Raw genomic sequence first — 20,803 nt, forward strand, 5'->3', positions numbered from 1 at the left:
CGCTCCGCCATGCAGATCCTTCTGGACTATGGCTACCCGGGAAACGTCCGTGAACTGGAGAACATCCTGGAACACGCCCTGATCATCTGCCGCGACGCGACCATCGAACCCGACCACCTGCCCGGCTATGTCAATCGTCGTCCGGAGCTGCCTCGGGGAAAAATTCTCCCTGTCTCCGACACAACGGCAATGGACCATCCGGAGCGCCACCGGATCATCGCCGTCTTGGAGAAAACCGGCGGTCATCGCGGCAGGGCCGCCGCGGCGCTGGGCATGGAGCGCACCACCTTGTGGCGTAAGATGAAAAAGTACCAGATCCGATGGTGACTGGGGTCACAACCGTTATGTGATTTGCATCACTGCAAAAGAAAACGCAATCAGGTGATGGTGAAATCATCCCAAGGTGGCATTCTTCCCTTCGCGCCTGTACCGCTCGACGCTGTAAAAAAACAACCGCACCCATTTCCCATTGGCACCGCCAGGCGATCCGGTGGGGAAGAATGAACCGATCTTGATTTCCAATCAAACCAAATCCAAAGGAGATGGAAAAAATGGCAGACAAAAAGCAAACCGCCGAAGAAAACTATCCCCTCGACCCGGTCATTGTCATCGATATGTCCGCACGACCGGCGCATACGAACTTCTCACGCCACCTGACATTCGAAGATCACGCCGGGCGACGCAAGCGGCTCAAGGTGGCGTTCAAGAAAACCGGTTCGCTGCGCTGGGAAAGCGACGCCTTTCCCGAGGGCATCGACGCTCTGAAATCGCTGACGGATACGGGAAACCGCAGCTACTGGGACCGGATGTTTCTCGAAAACCGGGGCGGCCGGACCACCCTGCCCATCGACAGGCTGCGAATCGTCATGCGCTACCAGAATCCGCCGGGGCTTTCCCCATCCCACCTGAACCATGCCGAGATTCCCGTGGTGGACTATTCGGTCGGGATGTCCCTGCTCGCCGGCCGCGACGAGATTTGCCTGGACGAATTCGCCCGGCGGTCGCGCTATGCCTGGGCCGGAATCGAAGAAACGGACCCAGCGGTGATCCGCATGCTGGCGGCGGACCTGGGAAAAAGCGGCAGTGACGGCCGCGGTCAGGATCCATATGGTCAAAATCCCAAGTATGGCGGTGCCATCAGCCTGTTGTGCAGTGAATTCGTATCCTGGTACTACTATGAACTGAACATCAAGGTAAACGGCAAGAGTCTACGCGACATCACCGGAACCCAACAGCTCCACGATCTGTTCAAGGCCGAGAAAACCCTCTATCGCTATAACAGCGGCACCCGCCTGCAGGCCTTTGTCCATGCCGAGACCAACCAGGAATACACGCCCAAACCCGGCGACTACCTGGAACGGCGCGGACCGGACGGCGCCGAACACTCCATGATCATATACCGTTGGCTGCCGGGCGATCCCGGTGCGTCCAACACCCACGACCGCTACAACCGGGCCATTGTCTTCAACGGGCCCTGGCCCGTGACCCTGCGCCTGGTCAGAATTCACGAAGACGAGAAAAACGACAACAAGGATTTCTGGCTGGGCAAAATTGATTGAGCCGATGTAACAACGCCCTTCGAAGGGGGGCGACATGCACGATTTTTCGTAACGATTCTCCTGAAGGGGCTATCGTTCTCGAAGCGTACCCGTGCTGCCATCCAGACATGTCGTCTATCCGCCGGAGAGGTAAGGTTACCGGATTACTGAATGCCGTACTTTTTTAACTTGCTTTGCAGGGTGGTCGGCTTCATCCCCAGGATTTCAGCGGCTCCGCCTTTTCCGTATATTTTCCCGCCGGTCAGGGTCAACGCTTTCTTTAAATGGATGGTGACCATTTGATCGAAACTGGAAAGCCGAGAATCACGTTCCTGTCGGCTTTCTGAATCCATGCAGAAACTGTCGGCAGAAGCCCCTCCGGTGATGACATGTTTGGCTTCGATCAATCCTCCCTGACTGAGAATGGAAGCGCGCTCGAGGGTATTTTGCAGTTGCCTGACATTGCCCGGCCAATCGGCCTGCAAAAGGATCTCGATGCTTTCCGGCGACATCGCCAGGTCGTTGCGACCGGTCCTGGCTTTGATCTGCCGAACAAAATGCTCCGCCAGCAGCAACACGTCATTTCCCCGTTCCCTGAGCTGGCAGCGTGATCGGAAATACGTTCAGCCGGTAGTACAGGTCTTCGCGAAAACGTTTTTCCCTTACCGCGGTGCGAAGATCCACGTGGGTGGCGGCGATCACCCTGACATCCACATCAAGGGTGGCTTCGCCACCAATCCGTTCCATCTTGCTTTCCTGTAGCGCGCGCAACAATTTGGGTTGTATTTCAAGGGGCAGGTCTCCGATTTCATCCAGAAAAAGCGTGCCACCGTCGGCCAGTTCAAAACGGCCCTTTCTTAATGAAACGGCACCGGTAAAGGAGCCTTTTTCATGACCGAAAAGCTCACTTTCCGCCACGCCGGCCGAGATTGCCGAGCAATTCACCGCGATGAACGGTGCGCTGACTCTGGCCGAGAGGTTATGAATGGCCTTGGCCACGACCTCCTTGCCGGTGCCCGTTTCCCCCTGGATCAAAACCGGGGTGTCCGATGCGGCCACCAGGGAAATGGTGTCTTTGATCCGGTTCCAATTTTCCGAATGGCCAACCAACGTATTGAGCACCTTTGAGGTGTTGCCCAGCAAGAGGTTGCGTTCCTTGGTGACGGCCAGGTGTTCCTTTCTCAAGGTTTCCTTATCGTCCGCCTGAGCGATGGACAGCGAAATCAATTTGGAAAGCGTTTTGACCAGCTGAACGTTTTGGGGGGTGAACTTGTTGCACGAATGATGGTCGAGGGTCAAAACGCCCTGCAGTTTATCGTCCAGATAAAGCGGGGCAACCAGGCAGGAATGATCCTCCGGGAAATCGATAACTTCGGCGTACGTGTCAAGGTGGGGCTGGTTCTCGGGGAAAAGATGGGGGTGTTTTCGTTGGACGATGGCGGCAATGTCCTTGCGGTCGGTCAATGAAAACGAAAAGTTGTCGAGATCCCGGGTTACGGCTGGCCCTGCGGCTTTTCGAACCTTTAACCGGCCACTGTCTTCCTCGTAGCTTAAGACAACGGCCAACTCATACTCAATTAATTCCCGTATCGCTTTTAGCACGATATCCATGGTTTTTTCAGGCGTAAGGGACGAGATGGAAGGGTTCATGGGGCTCCCCAAATGGTGCGCATCGTATGATTACTGAATATCGGTGCAATACCGATATATCGGTGTATACTTAACCGATATTTCGTTAACACACAAGCCATAATCATTATGGTTCTTAAAATAACTTTCCAAAACAACAGGATAGTTCTTTTTGTGATGTTTGGCATCTCATATGCTTTATCGTAGGCAATTGCATTCACAATTCTTAACCATCAACCAAAGGAGTGAAAAAATGCAGGAATCCAAAATCAATATGCCGCTTTTGGGTGACACCTTTCCCGAAATTTCCGCCAGTACGTCTCACGGCCCAATGAATCTGCCGGGAGATCTAAAAGGACAGTGGTTTGTCTTGTTCAGCCATCCCGCAGACTTCACGCCGGTTTGCACCACTGAGTTCGTGGCTTTTCAAAAACGGATAAAGGCGTTTGAGCAGATGGGCGTCAAACTGATCGGGATGTCGGTTGACCAAGTGTTCAGCCATATCAAGTGGGTGGAGTGGATCAAGGAAAAGCTGGATGTGGAGATCACCTTTCCGATTGTGGCTGCCAATGACGCGATTGCAAACAAACTCGGCATGCTGCACCCGGGAAAAGGCTCCAACACGGTTCGAGCGGTATTCGTTGTTGATCCGGAAAGCAAAGTCCGTCTGGTGCTTTACTATCCCCAGGAGATTGGACGCAACATGGATGAAATCGTCCGGGCCACCAAAGCCCTGATGGCCTCCGATGCGAACGGCGTCGCCATCCCTGCCGGATGGCCGGAAAACGAATTGATCGGAAACAAAGTGATTGTTCCGCCGCCGCAAAGTCAGGAAGAGGCAAAAAACGTCCGGATCAATATGAATGTTACGACTGGTGGTTCTGTTACCGCGATCTGAAATAACCTCAAAGCGCTTTTGCGCACCGAGGCCGGATGTAACCCCATCACCCTGCAACGTCGCTTATTCAACAAAATCGCTGTATGTAGACCGATATGCCTTAGTAATAAACATATGGTGCTTGAAGCGTTAAGCGCGGTGCAGGGTGATTCGGCCATCCATGGAGCTCGGATCGAATCGCCTGCCGGCCGATCGATTCGCCATTTCAAACATGGTAGACATCGTTGCTTTTTCAGGAAGCCGCTTCACCCCCCCCTCGTCAACATATCCCACAAGACAATGACCGATTCCCTCGTAATCGGGTTCCCCTGTGACCATCATCACACCACCGCAGTGCGTCGAGTCACAGCGCATCTTCTCATTATCTGTTCATATTGAGCTCATCCCGGGAAGCACTGATATCGCCTTGAGGCGGCCAGCCATGGCAGAATGGCCGCCGATTCTCCCCCACAATCCGTCAATTCCATCGAGGAGGTCCATCATGAAAAAAAGCATCTACTGTTCCATAGTCGTTTGTTTGGCCCTTGCCTTTCTCGCCGTCCCCCTGGCCACATCGGCATTGGCCGGAGAACCGGCCTTGAAGATGGTGGGCAATGGCACCATCAAGTCCGCGCTGCTCGTGGATGGCAGCAAGATCCCCCTTTCCGGTCGCACGAGCATCTACCTCGAAGCCACCGAAAAAGAACTTGCCGAAGGCATCCTGAGCATCAAGGGGCTCAATCTCGCATTTTTTCAGGTCCCCCAAGCCGCATTGACCTATGACAAAATTGCCGACGACCGCACGGGTGCCCTGGGTTTCGCCCTGGATCCCGGCAAGGTCCCCAATACGTGCGTTACAATATGAAAACCGGTATGTTGGAAGGGGAACTCGAAGGTACATGGACGCCGATTACATGGCTGATTACGTAGATGTGCCCGAAAAGGGTGAAGATTACCTGGAAACGCCCAAGCAGGCCGCCAAGATCGCATTCCGGATGCAGTTGAGCGCGCCGTTGACGCTCAGCGCCACCAAGGAGGACGTCGTTTCGCAAAAGGGGTCGATCGGATTTGAGCTGGTCGCCGCCGAGGAGTTCCGCAGTGACGCCAAGGCCTTTGAACTGGCCATGGAGTTGACCCCCATCGGTATCGACACCTCCATCCTTTGGTACTATGAAATCGCCAAACGCATCAAAATCCAGCCGGTCCGTATCGGCCGCATCCGGTATGTCTATCCGAGAGGCTTATCCTTCAGCTACACCGGCGCGGGGCTGAATTTCGGCATGCCGCAGGTGATCGAACAATGGCAGAAAGCCGATGTCGTGGTTTCGGTCAACGACTGGATGACCGTCTGGAATTCCTCCTACTGGATTTTTGACGAAACCGAGGCGACGGCGTTGAAGGCACAGGTCAACGTGGAAGATGCGGTCGAGATATTCTTCGTCTATGACTTCTCTCCCGAGTCCATGTGGGGCGGCGGCGGCACCTGGGGCCTGGGTTCCGCCAACTCGAAAATCATCACCAGCGACGGCAACGCCCGGGGCGGGATCGATTTCACCCATTTGGCCCATGAACTGGGTCATGCCATCGGTTTGCCCCATCCAAACGGAAGTCCTGGCGTGAGTACCGGCACCCTCATGTGCCCCAGCGGCTGGATGAACGACAACCCCCAAATCAACAGCCAGGAGAACAAGGAAAACGTCTCCAACCCGCTCTTCACTTTTGCCTTCAAGCGCATTACCGCCGGCCCGGACTGCACCGACAGCGCGGACTGCGGTCCCTGTTTCTGAAACCCGATGGAGCGTCAACCGCTCCCTTTTGTCAAGTAGGAATGAAAACCGGCGATCCGCGTCCCATGCATCCGGGACAGGCTCGCCGGTTCTCTTGGTCTTTCGGTGAAATGGCTCACTCGTTGATTAAAAACGCGTGCGCCTCCTCCGGGCTTTCGAAGATATGCGGGGCCAAGCCGCGGTTCTCCATCTCCTCCCCGATCTTGATGCGCAAAAAGGCACTCGTGGTATAACGGCTGACCCGCGTGTAGTATGTCTCCATCAAATATTTTTGCGCGGCCGTGAACTCGTCGATCAAATCCGGATCCATCCTGAATTGATCGTAATTGGCCACTGCGTAGACCTTCTTGCCCAACGGTTTGACGACCCGTTCAATGGCATTGAGAATGGCGTCCACGTCTTTCTTTTCCTTGACGGTATACCCCGCCAGGTTGATGAGCATGATATTCGCCTCCGGGTTGTAAACAATCCGATCCTCGTGGGGAATCGTAAGCAGATCCTCCTTCAGCGACATGCGATTGGGCTTAAAGATGCGTTCATCCATAAATGCCAGCGGCTGGCGAATCTTCGGTCTGAAATCCATCATGTCCAGGATGTCCTTCTGCAAGTCGACACCGGGTGCAATTTCGATCAGCTCCAGACCGTCGGGGATCAGTTGGAAAACGCAGCGTTCGGTGACGTACAAAATCGTACGGCGGGATTTGGCACTGTAGGGCCCGCTGAAGGTGATGTGCTGCACCTTGTCGACGAACTTGCGGAAGCGGCCCTCTTTCTTGATGATCAGTTTGCCGTCGCCGACTTGGTAATCGACCCCGCCGGCGGTAAACGTCCCCATGAAAACGACTTTTTTGGAATTCTGACTGATGTTGATGAACCCGCCGCGCCGGCCAGACGCGCCCCAAAACGGCTTACATTGACGTTGCCCTGGGCATCGGCCTCGGCCATGCCCAGGAAAGCGACGTCCACCCCGCCGCCATTATAGAAATCGAACTGGTAGGGTTGATCGATCACCGCCGCGGCATTGATCGCCGCCCCGAAATTGATCCCGCCCATGGGAAGGCCGCCGATGACACCGGGTTCGGCGGTCAAGGTCATGAAATCGAGAATCTTTTCCTCGTTGGCCACACTGGCGACCCCTTCCGGGACACCGATCCCCAAGTTGACCACGCTATTGGGCTTCAGTTCAAAAGCCGCCCGTCGGGCGATGATCTTGCGGGCGTTAAGCGCCATGGAAGGAATGCTTCCGGTGGGAATCTGAATCTCGCCACTGAAGGCCGGATTGTACTGCTCGCCAAAGGTCTGCCAATGGTTTTCAGGGCAGGCCACGACCACACAATCCACGAGGATGCCGGGTATCTTGACCTGGCGTGAATTGAGGGTCCCGGCCTGGGCCACGCGCTCCACCTGGACGATCACCAGGCCGCCGGAGTTCTTTGCGGCCATGGCAATGGAAAGCGATTCAAGGGTCAAGGCCTCTTTTTCCATGGTGATGTTGCCATCCGTGTCCGCCGTGGTGCCGCGAATCACGGCCACATTGATCGGGATCGCGTCGAAAAACAGATACTCTTCACCGGCAATCTCCATCAATTTGACAATCGGTTCGGTGGTCCGCGCGTTCAACATTCCGCCGCCGTTGCGCGGGTCCACGAAGGTCCCCAGACCGACCTGCGAAAAGAGCCCCGCCTTGCCCGAGGCGACATTGCGGTACATATGCTGATGATTCCCTGGGGCAGGTTATAGGCCACCACCTCGTTCTCAACCGCCAACCGCTGAATTCCCGGCGCCAACCCCCAATGCCCGCCGATGATCCGTCGTAAAAGCCCCTTGTGGGCCAGATGATTCAGTCCCTTGGGAGAGTCATTCGCCGGACCGGTGGCCACGGCGAACATCAGGGTCAGGTCACGCGGATGGCGGGTTTGCAGGTAGTACGTTTCGAGCGCCGCGGCGACCTCTTCGGCAACACCGATAGCGCCGAATCCGCCAAAAACAACGGTATCCCCGTTTTGGATGACCCGGACGGCATCCTCCGCCGATACGACCTTACTGCGTTTGGCCGCATAGGGTTGATGCTGCTTTAAAAAAGAGATCAGATTGTTGGGGTCGGCCAACGAGCATTCGGTAACCATGGTTGACTCCTTTTACTCCAAACCACATGAAGCGATTGATGTTAGAGGCTGTTTGAAACGTTCAATTTTTCAAGCAGCCTCTTAAAGGGTCCGGCGATGCGGACAGCACGGAACCCGTTGCATACTTATTTCAGTTTACCCACCAGCGCACTGGCGATCGTGTTCTTCTGGATCTCTTTGGTGCCTTCGTAAATCTCGCAAATCTTGGCATCCCGGGCGAAACGCTCCACATCGTATTCGGCCATGTAGCCGTACCCGCCGAGCAGTTGGATGGCCTCGTCGCACACCTCCACGGCCGTGCGGCCGGCAACCATTTTGGCCATTGAGGTAAGCTTGGGATCGAGGCGGCCCTGGTCGAAATTCCAGGCCGCCTTGTAGGTCAGAAGGCGCGCCTGCTCGATCTTGGTGGCCATATCGGCCAATTTATGCTGCGTGATCTGGAACTGGGCGATCTTGCGGCCGAACTGTTCCCGGTCTTTCACATACGCCAGGGCACGGTCGAAGGCCCCCTGGGCGGTCCCCAGCCCCTGGGCGGCGATCAGGATGCGGCTTTCGTCAAAAATTCCAGTACCTGGTAGAATCCGCGACCCTCCTTGCCGATGAGGTTGTCCAGGGGTACGCGCACGTCCTTGAAAATCACCTCGGCCGTATCCATCATGCGGATGCCCATCTTATGCCCCACGCTCTGGGTCGAGACACCGGGACGATCGGCCTCCACCAGAATCAGGCTCAGGCCCCGATGGGAGGGGCTGGCGTCTGGATCGGTCTGGCACAGGACACTGTAAAAACCGGCCAGGGGACCGCCATTGGTGATGAAGACCTTGGCGCCGTTGATGACCCACTCGTCGCCATCCTTGACCGCCGTGGTGGCCATGGTGGTGATGTCCGATCCGTGGTCCGGTTCGGTGAAGGCACCGCAGGAAAGCACTTCTCCCTCGGCAACCTTGGGGAGCCAGGTCGCCTTCTGGCTCTCGCTACCGAAATGCAGCACGATCTCCGAGGCGAAGCCGGCCAGCAGCAGGCAGGCGCCCACCGAGGAATCCCCGCGGCACAGCTCTTCGGCCACCAGGATGTTTTCCATCACCCCAAAACCCTGTCCGGAGTAGGCTTCGGGAAAATGGATGCCGATGAATCCCAGCTCGGCGGCCTTTTTCCAGATGTCCACCGGATAGTCGTGTTTTTCATCCAGTGACTGGATCAACTCCTTGTCAAATTCACCTTTCACAAAATCCCTGACGGCCTTCTGGATCTCTTTTTGCTGCTTGCTCAGTTCGAATTCCATGTGTGCCTCCTGTAAATGATGAATGGGACCGTTTTGGGCGGCCCCAATAAGATGAAGAGGGAAATAGCAATGCTTATGCCAATGTCTTGAATTTATATATAACCACTTGTTATAAGATGACTTTATGATTTTCAGGAATCAGCGTGGCGTCGTAGGGCCAAAAAAGGCATGAGTGCCAAATACGGCACAAATATTGTTCCATGCAGAGGACAACTACTTGCAAATAAAATAAATCATTAAAAGTGTCATTATCGGCACTTTTAATGCCAGAAACCACATCTACCGATCGGTAAGTCCCAGCCGCTTCAATTTTCGAAAAACGTGCGTCGGGGAAGCCCAAGGCTGGCGGCCGCTTTCTCGCGATGCCAATGGTGTCGCTCCAACGCCTTGCGGAAGAGCGATTTTTCGTAGGCCTCGATAGCGGCCTGGTATCCTTGCCAGGTTTCTTCTACTTCGTCGACCGGTTGGGCCGCTTGGGTGCGGGCGGGCGAGCGGGGATCGAGAAAATCCAGCTGGCCGAGGGTCACGTAGCGATGAAGCACATTCTGCAACTCGCGGATATTTCCCGGCCAGTGGTAATTGAGCAGCGCATCCAGGGTATGCCCGGAAATGCGGGGCGGGTGCTTGCTGTCGTTTTCCTGTTTGAGGAAATGGTCGATCAGCAGGGGGAGGTCCTCCTTACGTTCCCGTAGCGGCGGCAGTTGAATGGGAATGATGTGAATGCGGTAGAAGAAATCCTCTCGGATCTGTCCCTCGCTGACCATCTGGCTAAGGTTACGATTGGTGGCCGCCACGATGCGGATATCCGGTTTGTGCACCGCACTGCTGCCCAGGGGGGTGTACCCGCCGCCCTCGATGGCGCGCAGCAGCTTGACCTGCATGCTCTGGTTGATTTCGCCCAGCTCATCCAGAAAAAGGGTGCCATGATCGGCCGTATCCAGGTATCCGGCTTTGGTTTGCGCGGCACCGGAGAAGGCGCCTTTGCGGTAGCCGAAAAACTCGCTCTCGAAAAGGTTCTCCGGGATTGCACCGCAGTTGACCGGTACGAAGGCGCCACTGCTGCGATCACTCAAGTCGTGGATCGCCCGGGCCACCAGCTCCTTGCCGGTACCGGATTCGCCGTAGATGATCACATTGGCGTCTGCCGCCGCGGCGTTCAGGATCAATTGATAGACCTTCTGCATGGCGGGGCTTTTACCGACAATATCGCCGAACTGATAGCGATCGCGCATGGTCGAGCGCAGGCGCAGGTTCTCACTCACCAGGGCCTGCTCGGAGCGTTTCTGGTCGGTGAAGTCGGTAATGAAGCCTTCCAGGGCCAGAAGTTTGGATTCCGGGGAAAAGACCCCGATGCCTTTTTCCCAGACCCATTTCTCCTCACCGGCCGCCGTGCAAATGCGGTAGACCATTTCGAAGGACTGCTGGCTGGTCAGGGCCTGAGCGATCGTTTCCGTCAGGCGTTGCCGGTCATCCGGATGAATCAACGCCGCATAGGCGCGCACCTTGTTGGCCAAGAGGTCGGATGGGTTGAAACCGGTCAGTCCCTGGCACCCTTCGCTGACAAACTCCATGGTTCGCTGGGCATCCTGCCGGCAGCGATACGCCATTCCCGGGAGATTGCCCAACAGGTGGATAGCCGCCTTTCGCTTTCGACCAAGGCCGCTTCGGCGCGCTTGCGCGAGGTGATGTCCATGAAATTGGCGATACTGGTCTTCATCCCCGGCAGCATGCCCACTTTCATGTAGATATTGCGCAGGCTGCGTCGCGATGGATCACCCGGCACTCGTACTCTTCCGGAACCGTTTCGCCTTCTATCCGACGCAGGCGGTGATAACGCTTCATGCGTGGACGATCTTCCAAGGTCATGAAATCGGGCCACTTGATGTGGCCTTCGATTTCCGCCCTGGAATAGCCGACAAGCTCCTCGAATTTGGCATTTGCGAGTGAAATGCCCATATCCGCTTCCACAATGATGGCCGGCGCCCCGCTCTGGGCAAACATGCTGAGGTAGCGGGACTTCTCCTGTTCCAAGCGGGCAATCGTGGCCTGCAATTCATCGAAGCACTGTTGAATGGCCGAGGGATCATCGGGCAAGGACGGTTGGGCGGGGGATTGAGTCTTCATTTCAGCACCAAGGCTCCTTTTGGTTTGGAGAAACCACAAAGCCAGGAGCGTGTCAAGATAGTGAAACCTAAGTGCGGTTACCCTGGCATTGATTTGCCGCTTGATCGACACGCCGGTTGGTATATGCTGGGGCCGCGACATCGTTCTATCTGCGCGTTCACACTGCTATTTTGATATCAACCGATCGATTCAACGAGGATTATGTGAAACAGCAGTTTCCCGTCAGGCCTTCCAAGCTGATCGCATCGATTGCTCCGCAGACCTTGCCGCGGACGCGCCTGTCCGAGAAGCTGTCCGCCATCACGCAAAAAAGACTGGCCCTCGTGGTGGCTGGCGCCGGATATGGCAAAACCACCCTGGCCGCCCAATGCGTGGGAACGCTCGAAGCCGCCTGGGTCTGGTACGGTCTCGACCCATCCGACAGCGATATTGCCCTCTTTCTGGCCTATCTCATCGAAGGCATCCGTCGCCACTGCCCGGATTTTGCCGCCGGCATGGAACAGGGCTGGTTCGAATCCATATCCGCAGCCGGCCAACAGGAAGTTGTCCTGACGGAATTTCTGGCCGAGGTCGAACGACAAATCACCGGGACCTTGGTCATCGTTCTCGACGACTACCATCTTGTGGCTGCCGGCAGCCGCGTTCATGCTGCCCTGGACACACTCCTCAGCCGGTCCGCACCAACGCTGCATATCATCTTGACCAGCCGCCACGAACCGCCCATCTCTGTTTCCCGCCTGCGCGCCAGGCTGGACGTCATCGACATCGGGGAAGCGGAGCTGGCGTTCGCGTTGGATGAAATCACCCGGCTTTACCGGGACTTTTTAAAGACCCCCATCAGCCGGCGTGACATGGCCACGCTCCTCCAGAGCACCGGTGGTTGGATCACCGGGTTGGTGCTTTTCCATCATGCCGCCCAGGGACGAACCGAAGAAGCGCCCCTCGGCAACCTTTTCACCGTCGGCAACACCCGGGACTATATTTTCACCTACCTTGAAGAGAACATTTTCGAACGCCTGGATACGGATCACCGGCGGTTCATGGTCGAAACCGCCCTCCTCGACCGTCTGGCGCCCGATGTGTGCGATCGCATGCTGAACCGGCAAAACGCCCGCCAGATCCTGCAGGCCCTTTGCGACAACCATTTGCTGACCTTCAAAACCGAAGACGAAAAAGCACCCTTTCGTTATCATCATTTGCTGCAGGAATTCCTGCGCATCGGCTCGAAGCCGATGGCAACAAGGAGGAGATCCGACAGCTGCACACCGCCGCCGGCCGGGCCATGGAAGCGACCGGCGATTTGCCCGGCGCCATGGGCCACTATTTGAAGGGAAAGCAGTTTTACGACATCTTCCGGCTGGCCGACAAAATGATGGTGCAGGACATCCTGGACTGCTCATTTTCCAGCATGGCCCGGATTTTGGACAACATCCCCGAGGATCTGCTGCAAAGCGAACCGCGGATGATCTATTTCCGGGCCAAACTGGCCTCGGTTCAAGGCAACCCGCAGCTCGCCATCAAGGGACTGCAAATGGCCCTGGGACAGTTTCGGGCGCGGAAAAACGCTACGGGTATCGCCAATTGTCTGAAGGATTTGGGCTTTCAATACTATATCACCGGTGATATCCGGCGTGCCCGGAAACAGGTGCGGCGCCTGTGGGGCCGCCCGCATGCCGATCCCTTTTTCCCCTTGGAGGTTGCCGGGCTCCTGATTCTTTTCAACGCCATCCTGGGTGATTTCGGAGCGGCCGATGCGGTTCACCGCAAGGCCCTTCGGTTCACCACGGCCGCGACGCCGGCGCAACAGGCGCTGGCCCGGCACTGGCTCGAACTGTGCCATGCCTACCGGCTGTACTCCGCCGGGGCGTTTGAGCGGGCCGACCGCGTCAATACCCGGGCGCTTGAGGGCTTCCGCGAAAACGGAATCATCGCCCCCCTCCACCTGGCCTATTTTCAGGCCGCGCTGATCGCTTTTTATCGGGGCACCCCCCAGGCCGGCAGCGTCCATGCCCAAAAGGGACTACAAATCGCCCGCCAGGTAGGCTTCAACGATGATACCTATGCCTGGTTGCTTTACAGCCGCGCGCTCAACGGATTGCGGACCGGCGATCCCCGACAAGCCATGGATGATGCCGAACGGGCCGCTCAGATCTTCAGCAGTCACGACAATTTCTGGGGACAGGCCTGCGTTTATGAGCTGATGGCCATGATTCACCAGGATGGCGGTGACCCTATGCGGGCAATCTCCGGCCTACGGCGGGGATTGGCCCTGATCGACGGATTGGGGCTGACCATCCCCCAGGCATCGCTGACCTTAAGGCTCGCTCAGCTCTACGTGAACATGACCGACGATGCCGCCGCCAGCGCCTTGATCGAGGCCCCGGGCCAACAGCTTGACACATCCACCTTCCACCGATTCCTTGGTCATCGGCTCAAGGCCCAGCTCACCGACCGGCAAAATCCCGAAGCGGCCATCGACCACATGACCCAGGCGCTGAGATTATCCCGGGAACATGGCTACGATACGTGGGTCCTCGATAACAGCGAGCGGGTGATTCCCATCCTGGCGGCCTGCCATCGAGCCGATATCATGCGGCCCTATATCGAAAAGATCATGGCCGGTGCCGATGGCGATGCCCGGCAGCGCTTCGCCGGGAACCGCGGCCCCGGTACCGAAACCCTACCCGCCCGAGGCGGTGCCATGTCCCTTGATATCCGCTGCCTGGGCCCCTTCAAGGTGCTTGCAGGCGGCCGGCCGATTCCCGACAAGGCCTGGCGCAGCGCCAATGTGAGACGGCTGTTTCAATATCTGATCCTCAAAAGCCGGGCGGGGTTCACTCCCAAGGAGATGCTCATCGAATTCCTCTGGCCCGGCGATGATCCCCGGCAGACCACCCGACGCTTTCACGTGACCCTGACCTTGCTGCGCAAGATTCTGGAACCGGTTCTGAAACGGGGGGTGCCGTCCCGCTACCTTACCAGACAAAACGATGCCTATCGGTTGGACCCGGGACCTGACGGCAGCATCGATTTCATTGATTTCTTGAATCGCTGCGACGCACTGCGGCCAACCACGCCGGCTTCCGACCAGGCACAGATCGACAGCCTGTTGGATGCGGCAGCCATCTATGCAGGCCCTCTTTTCCAGGAAGAGCCTTACCTTGAAGCGTTCATGGCGGACCGCGAGGCGATCCAGGCCCGCTATCTGGACGTGCTCTCCGCCATTGTCCGCGCCTACCTGGCCGAGGGCGATTGGACCGCCTGCATCCCCTGGGCGGAGCGCTATCTATCCATCGATCCCTATGCCGAACCCGCCCACCGGGCACTCATGCGATGCCACTACCACCGGGGAGACATCCCCCGGCTGAAGTCCACCTTCGCCCGCCTAAAACGCCAGGTCACGCAGGATCTGGATTGCCCCCTCAGTCCCAAGACGACGGTGTTGTATCATGAGCTGATCGCCATGAAGCAGAAGTGACCACTGTAAGTTGTTACGGTCCCCCGGTAATTACCGACCATAAAAGTCGTGTTAGCCAAGATGGTACTGGTGATACGCTCAAATATCACAACTATTTGAATTGTTGATATTTTACAAATACCCTGTACCTATCCGTAAAATTCGATTTTTGAAACACAGGAAAGCTTTCTTTGCATAATCTGTACTTCAGGGCAAAATGGATGGCCACAAGATATGGGATAGGTGATGGTCGCCCTGAAATCAAGATACTGGCAAGCTATCTGGAAGTTTTGTCACCCCGTTTTCTGTGGGATAGACAGAACATCTTTGGCACTAAGCTTCAATTTCCGGATCCCGTTTTGAAGAGCAGCATTCATTGCCTTGAATCCAACGGCATGTCGGATGCGCCAAAAATGTACCCACTATCGGTGCAACCACATAAATCCATATATGATTAAGTTTTCCAGAGATTAGCGCCGGACCTAATGATCGTGCAGGATTCATCGATGCACCTGTCATTGGGCCGCCCATTAAAGCCTCAAGTGCGACGATTCCGCCAACCGCTACACCAGCCATGATACCTTTTTCCATGTGTCCCGTTGAAACGTTTAGGATAACAAACATGAGTAGAAACGATAAAAGAACTTCAATTAGGAAGGACCTAACCATAGAAATAGTTGGTATTGTTGCTCCAAGGGTTTCGTGGCCTGGCAGTAGAAGACGCAGCACGATTGCGGCCAAAACCGCTCCTAACACTTGGCTGCTTATATAAGGCAGGACCACTTTTCTTTCCAATCGTCCAGCGAATAGAAAACCAAGCGTTACAGCAGGATTGATGTGCGCGCCGGAAATGTTGCCCACGGAATAGATCATCGCCATCACCACAAGTCCAAAGGATAAGCTAACGCCAACATGCCCAAGCATACCATTGTATGTGTCGTTAACAATAATGGCACCGCAACCAGTAAATACCAATGCAAACGTCCCGATTCCTTCGGCAATATAACGATTCACTGACACCTCTATTCCACTTCGAGTAAATTGGATAGTATCGTCTTTTATATCCTATCCCGTTTTGTTCAGTTGCTTTGACCAAGCTTGCACTGCCATCTGGACCGGATCCCAAGGGCTGCTCAACGGTGGTGTGTAGCTAAGATCAAGATCGTTCAACTGCTCTACTGACATCCTGTGAAATATGGCAGTAGCAAAAATATCGATTCGCTTGGCAACCTCGCCCTGGTAGTGCCCGATAATTTGGGCCCCCAAAATAGCTTTTGTGTTAACATCTGCGGTGACGCGGATATTGAATGGATGTGCGCCTGGATAATACACTTTGTGGTCCCAGGTCTCAAAACTCACTGTTAATGGATCATATCCCGCTTGCCGAGCCTCCTCCTCACGAAGACCTGTTCGTGCGATTGCCAAATCAAAAACTTTGACCACCTGTGTCCCTAACGAACCTTGAAATTCTCTCTTTCCACCAACTGCATTTTCGCCTGCAACGCGTCCCTGCTTATGTGCGGTCGTTCCAAGCGGCATATAAACATTTTTTTGCAGCAATTGATGCCACGTTTCCACACAATCCCCAGCTGCATATATATTTGGAATATTGGTTTCCATAAATTGGTTGACTTTTATTGCCCCCTGGGGGTTCAGGAGTATACCTGCACCTTTCGCTATTTCTGATTCCGGTTTTGCACCAGCGGCAACCAGTACCAAATTTCCCGTTGCCGAAAAACCCGAAGAGCCCGTCAGCAGCAACCGCTCACCGTTTTGCTGTATTTTATCTACCGCAGTTCCGCTATGAACTTCTACCCCATGGCGTTTTAATTCGTCTTCGACCATTTTTCCGAATGAAGTGTGGACCGTGTTGAGCACCGTCGGAAAATATTCGACAAGTGTCACCTTCACTCCACGCACTGTAAACGCATCTGCCATTTCCAAACCGATATATCCACCGCCGATGATGATGGCGGAACTCGGTTTGCATTCATCCAAATACGTGTGCAGCTTGAAGCTGTCTTCCATCCATCGCAGAAAAAAAACACCGGCAAGATCCACGCCTCAACAGGTGGCTTGCTTGAAACCGCACCGGTACCGATAATGAGTTTGTCATATGTTATCTCGATGATTTTGCCATTTGGACCAATCGTAGTCACGGATCTTTTCTCAGGACTAATCAAAGTGGCTCGATGCCTTGTCAGCAGTTCGATCCCTTCGCGAACAATATCATCTTTTGTGCGGTGGGCGAGATTATGCCAATCTGTGACTTCACCACTAAGGTAAAAAGGAAGGCCGCAGATGCTGAAATTTGGATAGTCATCTGCCAAAAGGATGGTGACTTTCGTTTTAGGTGCCATTTCTCGGATTCTAAGTGCCGCGCTAATTCCAGCATCGCTGCCACCGATGATTAAAACATGGGTCATCTTCAATTCCCTCCTCGTTTGCTGAAACGCATCTTGGAAAAAAGCTTGTAAAGTTATCTTTGCTACAGATACTTAGGACACCTCTATCCATTGCAGAATTCTATCATGAATTTGATCTCGTACCTGGCGAGTCTTTTAAAGAATCTCATCCGGGCTTCCCTTGAATCGTGACGGTTCATCAAAGGGCCAATGAAAGTGTAGGCATGGATCGTCGACCACAGGACATTCCTTAGCGCTGTCTTCATCGCAGACGGTGATCACAAAGTCGTAAGCCTCGCCCCCAGAATATAGACTATAGACAAAACGCGTGGGATGATTTGAAATATCAAAGCCTAATTCCCGCATTACCATTGCGGCTGTAGCAAGTATCGTTTTCGGATTCAATCCTGCGCTTTCAGCTTCGAAGCGGTCTCCATCCAATTGATTAAGAAAGGCCTCGGCCATCTGACAGCGCACGCTATTGTGCCGACAGACAAATAATACCCTCTTTTTCACGTATTCATCCAATGATGATTGGCTAAGATTTGCATTAAGATACATTAGTCGCCTACTGTGAGCGAATTGTTAGGAGCATAGGGTCGTGCCATGAAAACCAAATGCTGCGAATGCTGATTTCCCCTTGCGGCAAAACCCTGGCAATGATCGGTTAGGCCGCTGAGGTTTAGACTGGAGTGAGGACAAGAAAGGAGGCTTGTTTTGATATCCAAATGCTAAATGATATTTTATCGTTGTCTCTGATAGTTACGATGGGTGGCAAGAAAGCACAAAGAACGGTGAGGTCCGTTTTTGTGGGATAGCCAGAGCGTACTTGTGAGGCCATGAAAATTCTTACCGCCGATCCGAGGCACATCTATCCCAACATTTGGCAATGATGCAATTCGAACGCTTATCTCAATAATTTGGAATCAGGCCGAAACTGACACTATGTATTGGTATCTGACGTTAAAAGGGAAATCGAATTAACCACGCCGAATAGTAGAGTCGAGGATGGGCTCGGTAGTATAAAACCCCGTTTCCCATCCCCGCTCATCAAGCCAACATGCGCCTGCAAAACAAATCTCATTGACAGAATAAAAAAAATACCTAACCTCCCATTAATCGGGATATTTTGGGCAACTGGGGTAGACAATCCGCATTTGCTGCAGATGGACTCCACCGAACAATCCAACGCTCATCTCCCCTCGTCCCGTTATTCAAAGATTGACCATGCTGAGGATGAATAGGTTTCAAGCCTTTAATCGGGAATCTACCTAAAACCCTTTTCCTAATACATCATTCCATTTCAGATAATTATTCCCCAGCACTGTAAAGGGGGACAAGATGAGAAAATCTAAATTTACACTTCACTATACCGTTATGTTGCTTCAAATAATTTGTTTGCTGTCGCCCGCATTTGCTATCGCCGGACAGTTTAATTTGCTTCACACCATAAATGAAGGAATTAGCGGAAAATCCTGTGATGTAACACTTAAGTATTGTGTTGAACAAAAATGCAAAATTCCTTTTAGAAAGGTGAGAAGCGGTATTCAATCTGCTTATGCGTTCTTTGGAAAATTGGGCTATACTGAGAAATTTCCAGTAACCATTGTATTCAAACCCGAGGTAAACGTTGATTGGAGCAGTGGCGACGATAAAAAGAGTATCCGTGTCCTTGGAAAGTACGACGAGGAAGAAAAGACAATATATCTGACTTGCTGGAGGGATAAATGGATATCTGGAAGAAACGATTTTGATCTGGATATGACATATGAATTTTACAGAACAATAGTCGCACACGAAATGATTCATTTCCTGGCCAATCGTTTCTCAAAAAGTAGGGTAAATTCAATTCTTTCAGAATATATTGCCTACAGTGGCCAGATCGAACTGCTACCCGAAGAAACGGTTCGCCTGTTGGTAGAAAAGTACAAGGTCCAACCGTTTGAAGAATCTGAAATAGGTGAATATCTTTTTGTAATGGACCCCGGTGTATTTGGCCTGAAATCATATCTGCATTACAAAAATTCAAAAGGCCTTCTTGTCAAACAAATTTTAGATGGATCGGTTATGGAACCACCTAATAGTTGGCCACCTTATTGATAGAAAAAGGATTCATACATGTAGTTGCGTTATTATTATTTATTGCTTTCTTGGATTGAATGTATCCTAAGCTGTATACGCCTGATCAACCAAAACGGAATCATATTAGCGCATTGTCACTCAAAAAAATTATCATGGGGGCATCTTGACAAATACCACAATGTGGTATTATTCTCCAGCCAGCTGCTATACATAATCATCCAGCAGGATTGGAAAGGTGGTTATTATAAAAAGCCACCCGATTTGCAGTAGCCTCTCTCTGAATTTCATCTCCATAGCAGTAATTATCATTGCGTTAAATCTGTGACACGGTAATCTTTCCAACAATCATCCAACGAGGTGATCTATGAAAATCATCGGTTCATTGCTTATGGGCGGCGCATTAATAAGCGCGGTTTTTATAGGATCGGCAGATGCCATCGGTACAAAAGCCTGGCAGACGTCATATCAGGCCGACTGGTATGCACTAAACCAGGAGCTATCCACAGTACCCGGGGTTGAAATGGCCCAACAGGAGGTGGGGCACAAAGCTTCGCAGACGTCATATCAGGCCGACTGGTATGCCCTAAACCAGGAGCTATCCACAGTACCCGGGGTTGAAATGGCCCAACAGGAGGCGGGGAGCAAAGCCTGGCAGACGTCATATCAGGCCGACTGGTATGCCTTAAACCAGGAGCTATCCATAGTACCCGGGGGTGAAATGGCCGGGACAGGAGGCGGGGCACAACACCTCGCAAAGTGCTTTGGGAGGAGCTGTTAAGATCTTCATTCTCCGAGCCACAATAAACCGTGCCGACATTATTGAATCGGTTCTCCCGCATGTCTGTGGATACGCGAACGCTTCGGCCGTAGAAACGGTGGCGAACATGCCCGATTCCTCGTATATTGACAAACAGAACTATGAACCAAAAAAAGGATAGAGTGCATCTCAAAAATAAGGATCAGTGTTCAGGGCAAGGCATGCAACGGCGCAAAAGCGCAGCATACAGGAAGTATGTGAGCATTTTAAGCCGTTTCATAACGCCGCCAAGGGCACTTATAGACTATTTTTGGGATGCGTTCTAATGAGTTGTGGCATATTGTTTAATTGGACGCAAAACCGTATCGCAAATTTAGTCAGAGTTGTGATTAATTGAGATAAGCTCAGGTTCGGCCTCACTTGTGATACGTAAATGGATATCTTGAGTTTGCTAACCAACCAATATTTTTATTATTTCTCAAAATAGTCCCCAGGCAGGCCTGATGACAGATAGCTACATTTCCTGGTTCTGAAATCGATCAAGCGGCAGTGCAGACTACAATTACGTACTACCATCGCACAGTCTTTCCAAGTACCGTCTGGCTATATCTGGCTTGTGTAAGTGATTTAACTGGGTGAATCCGTAATCCGGATCCACCCTTTTTGCATCAGCCATATATATTTTCAATCCATCGGATCGCTTCAATATCACTGATCGTGCCCAGGTATCGCTGTGTCG

The 20,803-nt window shown here is 53.4% G+C and carries 21 protein-coding genes and 1 pseudogene; 9 read left to right on the top strand and 13 right to left on the bottom strand.

Annotated elements, in window-relative coordinates; all coding sequences use genetic code 11:
* Both JCM12296_RS21395 and JCM12296_RS21400 read left to right on the top strand, forming a co-directional pair.
* Positions 1-327 (top strand): helix-turn-helix domain-containing protein (locus tag JCM12296_RS21395; protein ID WP_281492106.1); only part of this gene is annotated, 327 nt, incomplete at its 5' end.
* Between the two features lie 224 nt (positions 328-551).
* On the top strand, positions 552-1,559 hold the full coding sequence (locus tag JCM12296_RS21400; RefSeq protein ID WP_157067796.1) for a hypothetical protein: 1,008 nt from the start codon (positions 552-554) through the stop codon (positions 1,557-1,559).
* A gap of 143 nt (positions 1,560-1,702) precedes the next feature.
* Here the strand turns inward: JCM12296_RS21400 and JCM12296_RS42300 are convergent, their stop codons facing one another.
* Positions 1,703-2,116 (bottom strand): AAA-type ATPase lid domain-containing protein, encoded by a 414-nt coding sequence (locus JCM12296_RS42300; RefSeq protein ID WP_218188213.1) that lies wholly within the window; start codon positions 2,114-2,116, stop codon positions 1,703-1,705.
* 1 nt (position 2,117) lies between these two features.
* On the bottom strand, positions 2,118-3,188 hold the full coding sequence (locus JCM12296_RS21405; RefSeq protein ID WP_218188214.1) for a sigma 54-interacting transcriptional regulator: 1,071 nt from the start codon (positions 3,186-3,188) through the stop codon (positions 2,118-2,120).
* 160 nt (positions 3,189-3,348) lie between these two features.
* Here JCM12296_RS21405 and JCM12296_RS21410 point away from each other — a divergent pair, with 160 nt between their 5' ends.
* The 3 genes from JCM12296_RS21410 to JCM12296_RS21425 all read left to right on the top strand — a co-directional run bounded on the left by JCM12296_RS21410 (position 3,349) and on the right by JCM12296_RS21425 (position 5,831).
* Entirely contained in the window at positions 3,349-4,065 is a 717-nt protein-coding gene (locus JCM12296_RS21410; protein ID WP_246804684.1) for a peroxiredoxin, read from the top strand.
* Positions 4,066-4,546: 481 nt separating this feature from the next.
* Entirely contained in the window at positions 4,547-4,909 is a 363-nt protein-coding gene (locus tag JCM12296_RS21420; RefSeq protein ID WP_054697800.1) for a hypothetical protein, read from the top strand.
* Positions 4,910-4,958: 49 nt separating this feature from the next.
* A complete protein-coding gene (locus JCM12296_RS21425; protein ID WP_157067797.1) occupies positions 4,959-5,831 on the top strand; it encodes a zinc metalloprotease in 873 nt (290 codons plus the stop codon).
* Between the two features lie 115 nt (positions 5,832-5,946).
* On the opposite strand, the gene JCM12296_RS45240 is transcribed toward JCM12296_RS21425, so the two are convergent.
* The 7 genes and pseudogenes from JCM12296_RS45240 to JCM12296_RS21445 all read right to left on the bottom strand — a co-directional run bounded on the left by JCM12296_RS45240 (position 5,947) and on the right by JCM12296_RS21445 (position 11,363).
* Complete coding sequence (locus JCM12296_RS45240; protein WP_246804686.1) at positions 5,947-6,666, bottom strand: hypothetical protein; 720 nt, start codon at positions 6,664-6,666, stop codon at positions 5,947-5,949.
* Positions 6,612-7,957, bottom strand: a pseudogene (locus tag JCM12296_RS45245) (acyl CoA:acetate/3-ketoacid CoA transferase). Before JCM12296_RS45245 ends, JCM12296_RS45240 begins: the two are co-directional and overlap by 55 nt.
* Before the next feature lie 125 nt (positions 7,958-8,082).
* Positions 8,083-8,538 carry an acyl-CoA dehydrogenase family protein gene (locus JCM12296_RS45255; protein WP_306304105.1) on the bottom strand — a complete coding sequence of 152 codons (456 nt, stop codon included), beginning with the start codon at positions 8,536-8,538 and terminating at the stop codon, positions 8,083-8,085.
* Positions 8,496-9,239 (bottom strand): acyl-CoA dehydrogenase family protein, encoded by a 744-nt coding sequence (locus JCM12296_RS45260; protein WP_246804691.1) that lies wholly within the window; start codon positions 9,237-9,239, stop codon positions 8,496-8,498. Before JCM12296_RS45260 ends, JCM12296_RS45255 begins: the two co-directional genes overlap by 43 nt.
* 305 nt (positions 9,240-9,544) lie before the next feature.
* Positions 9,545-10,810 carry a sigma-54 interaction domain-containing protein gene (locus tag JCM12296_RS21440; RefSeq protein WP_172684019.1) on the bottom strand — a complete coding sequence of 422 codons (1,266 nt, stop codon included), beginning with the start codon at positions 10,808-10,810 and terminating at the stop codon, positions 9,545-9,547.
* Positions 10,777-11,022, bottom strand: a complete 246-nt coding sequence (locus JCM12296_RS40100; protein WP_172684020.1) for a hypothetical protein — start codon at positions 11,020-11,022, stop codon at positions 10,777-10,779. Before JCM12296_RS40100 ends, JCM12296_RS21440 begins: the two co-directional genes overlap by 34 nt.
* Complete coding sequence (locus tag JCM12296_RS21445; RefSeq protein ID WP_054697810.1) at positions 10,977-11,363, bottom strand: PAS domain S-box protein; 387 nt, start codon at positions 11,361-11,363, stop codon at positions 10,977-10,979. The genes JCM12296_RS40100 and JCM12296_RS21445 overlap by 46 nt, the downstream gene beginning before the upstream one ends.
* A 203-nt stretch (positions 11,364-11,566) precedes the next feature.
* On the opposite strand from JCM12296_RS21445, the gene JCM12296_RS21450 reads away from it, so the two are divergent.
* Both JCM12296_RS21450 and JCM12296_RS21455 read left to right on the top strand, forming a co-directional pair.
* Positions 11,567-12,691, top strand: a complete 1,125-nt coding sequence (locus JCM12296_RS21450) for a winged helix-turn-helix domain-containing protein (RefSeq protein WP_054697813.1) — start codon at positions 11,567-11,569, stop codon at positions 12,689-12,691.
* Complete coding sequence (locus JCM12296_RS21455) at positions 12,646-14,841, top strand: ATP-binding protein (protein ID WP_054697816.1); 2,196 nt, start codon at positions 12,646-12,648, stop codon at positions 14,839-14,841. Before JCM12296_RS21450 ends, JCM12296_RS21455 begins: the two co-directional genes overlap by 46 nt.
* 312 nt (positions 14,842-15,153) lie before the next feature.
* Here the strand turns inward: JCM12296_RS21455 and JCM12296_RS21460 are convergent, their stop codons facing one another.
* From JCM12296_RS21460 to JCM12296_RS21470, 4 genes are all read right to left on the bottom strand, one after another.
* Positions 15,154-15,834 (bottom strand): MIP/aquaporin family protein, encoded by a 681-nt coding sequence (locus JCM12296_RS21460; protein ID WP_083456378.1) that lies wholly within the window; start codon positions 15,832-15,834, stop codon positions 15,154-15,156.
* Between the two features lie 51 nt (positions 15,835-15,885).
* Positions 15,886-16,758 carry an FAD-dependent oxidoreductase gene (locus JCM12296_RS47915; RefSeq protein ID WP_281492107.1) on the bottom strand — a complete coding sequence of 291 codons (873 nt, stop codon included), beginning with the start codon at positions 16,756-16,758 and terminating at the stop codon, positions 15,886-15,888.
* On the bottom strand, positions 16,728-17,246 hold the full coding sequence (locus tag JCM12296_RS47920; protein ID WP_218188216.1) for an NAD(P)/FAD-dependent oxidoreductase: 519 nt from the start codon (positions 17,244-17,246) through the stop codon (positions 16,728-16,730). The genes JCM12296_RS47915 and JCM12296_RS47920 overlap by 31 nt, the downstream gene beginning before the upstream one ends.
* Positions 17,247-17,381: 135 nt before the next feature.
* Positions 17,382-17,786 carry an arsenate reductase ArsC gene (locus tag JCM12296_RS21470; RefSeq protein ID WP_083456379.1) on the bottom strand — a complete coding sequence of 135 codons (405 nt, stop codon included), beginning with the start codon at positions 17,784-17,786 and terminating at the stop codon, positions 17,382-17,384.
* Positions 17,787-18,566: 780 nt separating this feature from the next.
* Here JCM12296_RS21470 and JCM12296_RS21475 point away from each other — a divergent pair.
* Complete coding sequence (locus JCM12296_RS21475) at positions 18,567-19,325, top strand: hypothetical protein (RefSeq protein WP_054697822.1); 759 nt, start codon at positions 18,567-18,569, stop codon at positions 19,323-19,325.
* Positions 19,326-19,671: 346 nt separating this feature from the next.
* Positions 19,672-20,085, top strand: coding sequence for a hypothetical protein (locus JCM12296_RS21480; RefSeq protein WP_054697825.1), 414 nt, complete (start codon positions 19,672-19,674; stop codon positions 20,083-20,085).
* Positions 20,086-20,803: the final 718 nt, after the last annotated feature.

Source organism: Desulfosarcina cetonica JCM 12296 (genome assembly GCF_001311845.1).
In the GTDB taxonomy this organism is placed as follows: domain Bacteria; phylum Desulfobacterota; class Desulfobacteria; order Desulfobacterales; family Desulfosarcinaceae; genus Desulfosarcina; species Desulfosarcina cetonica.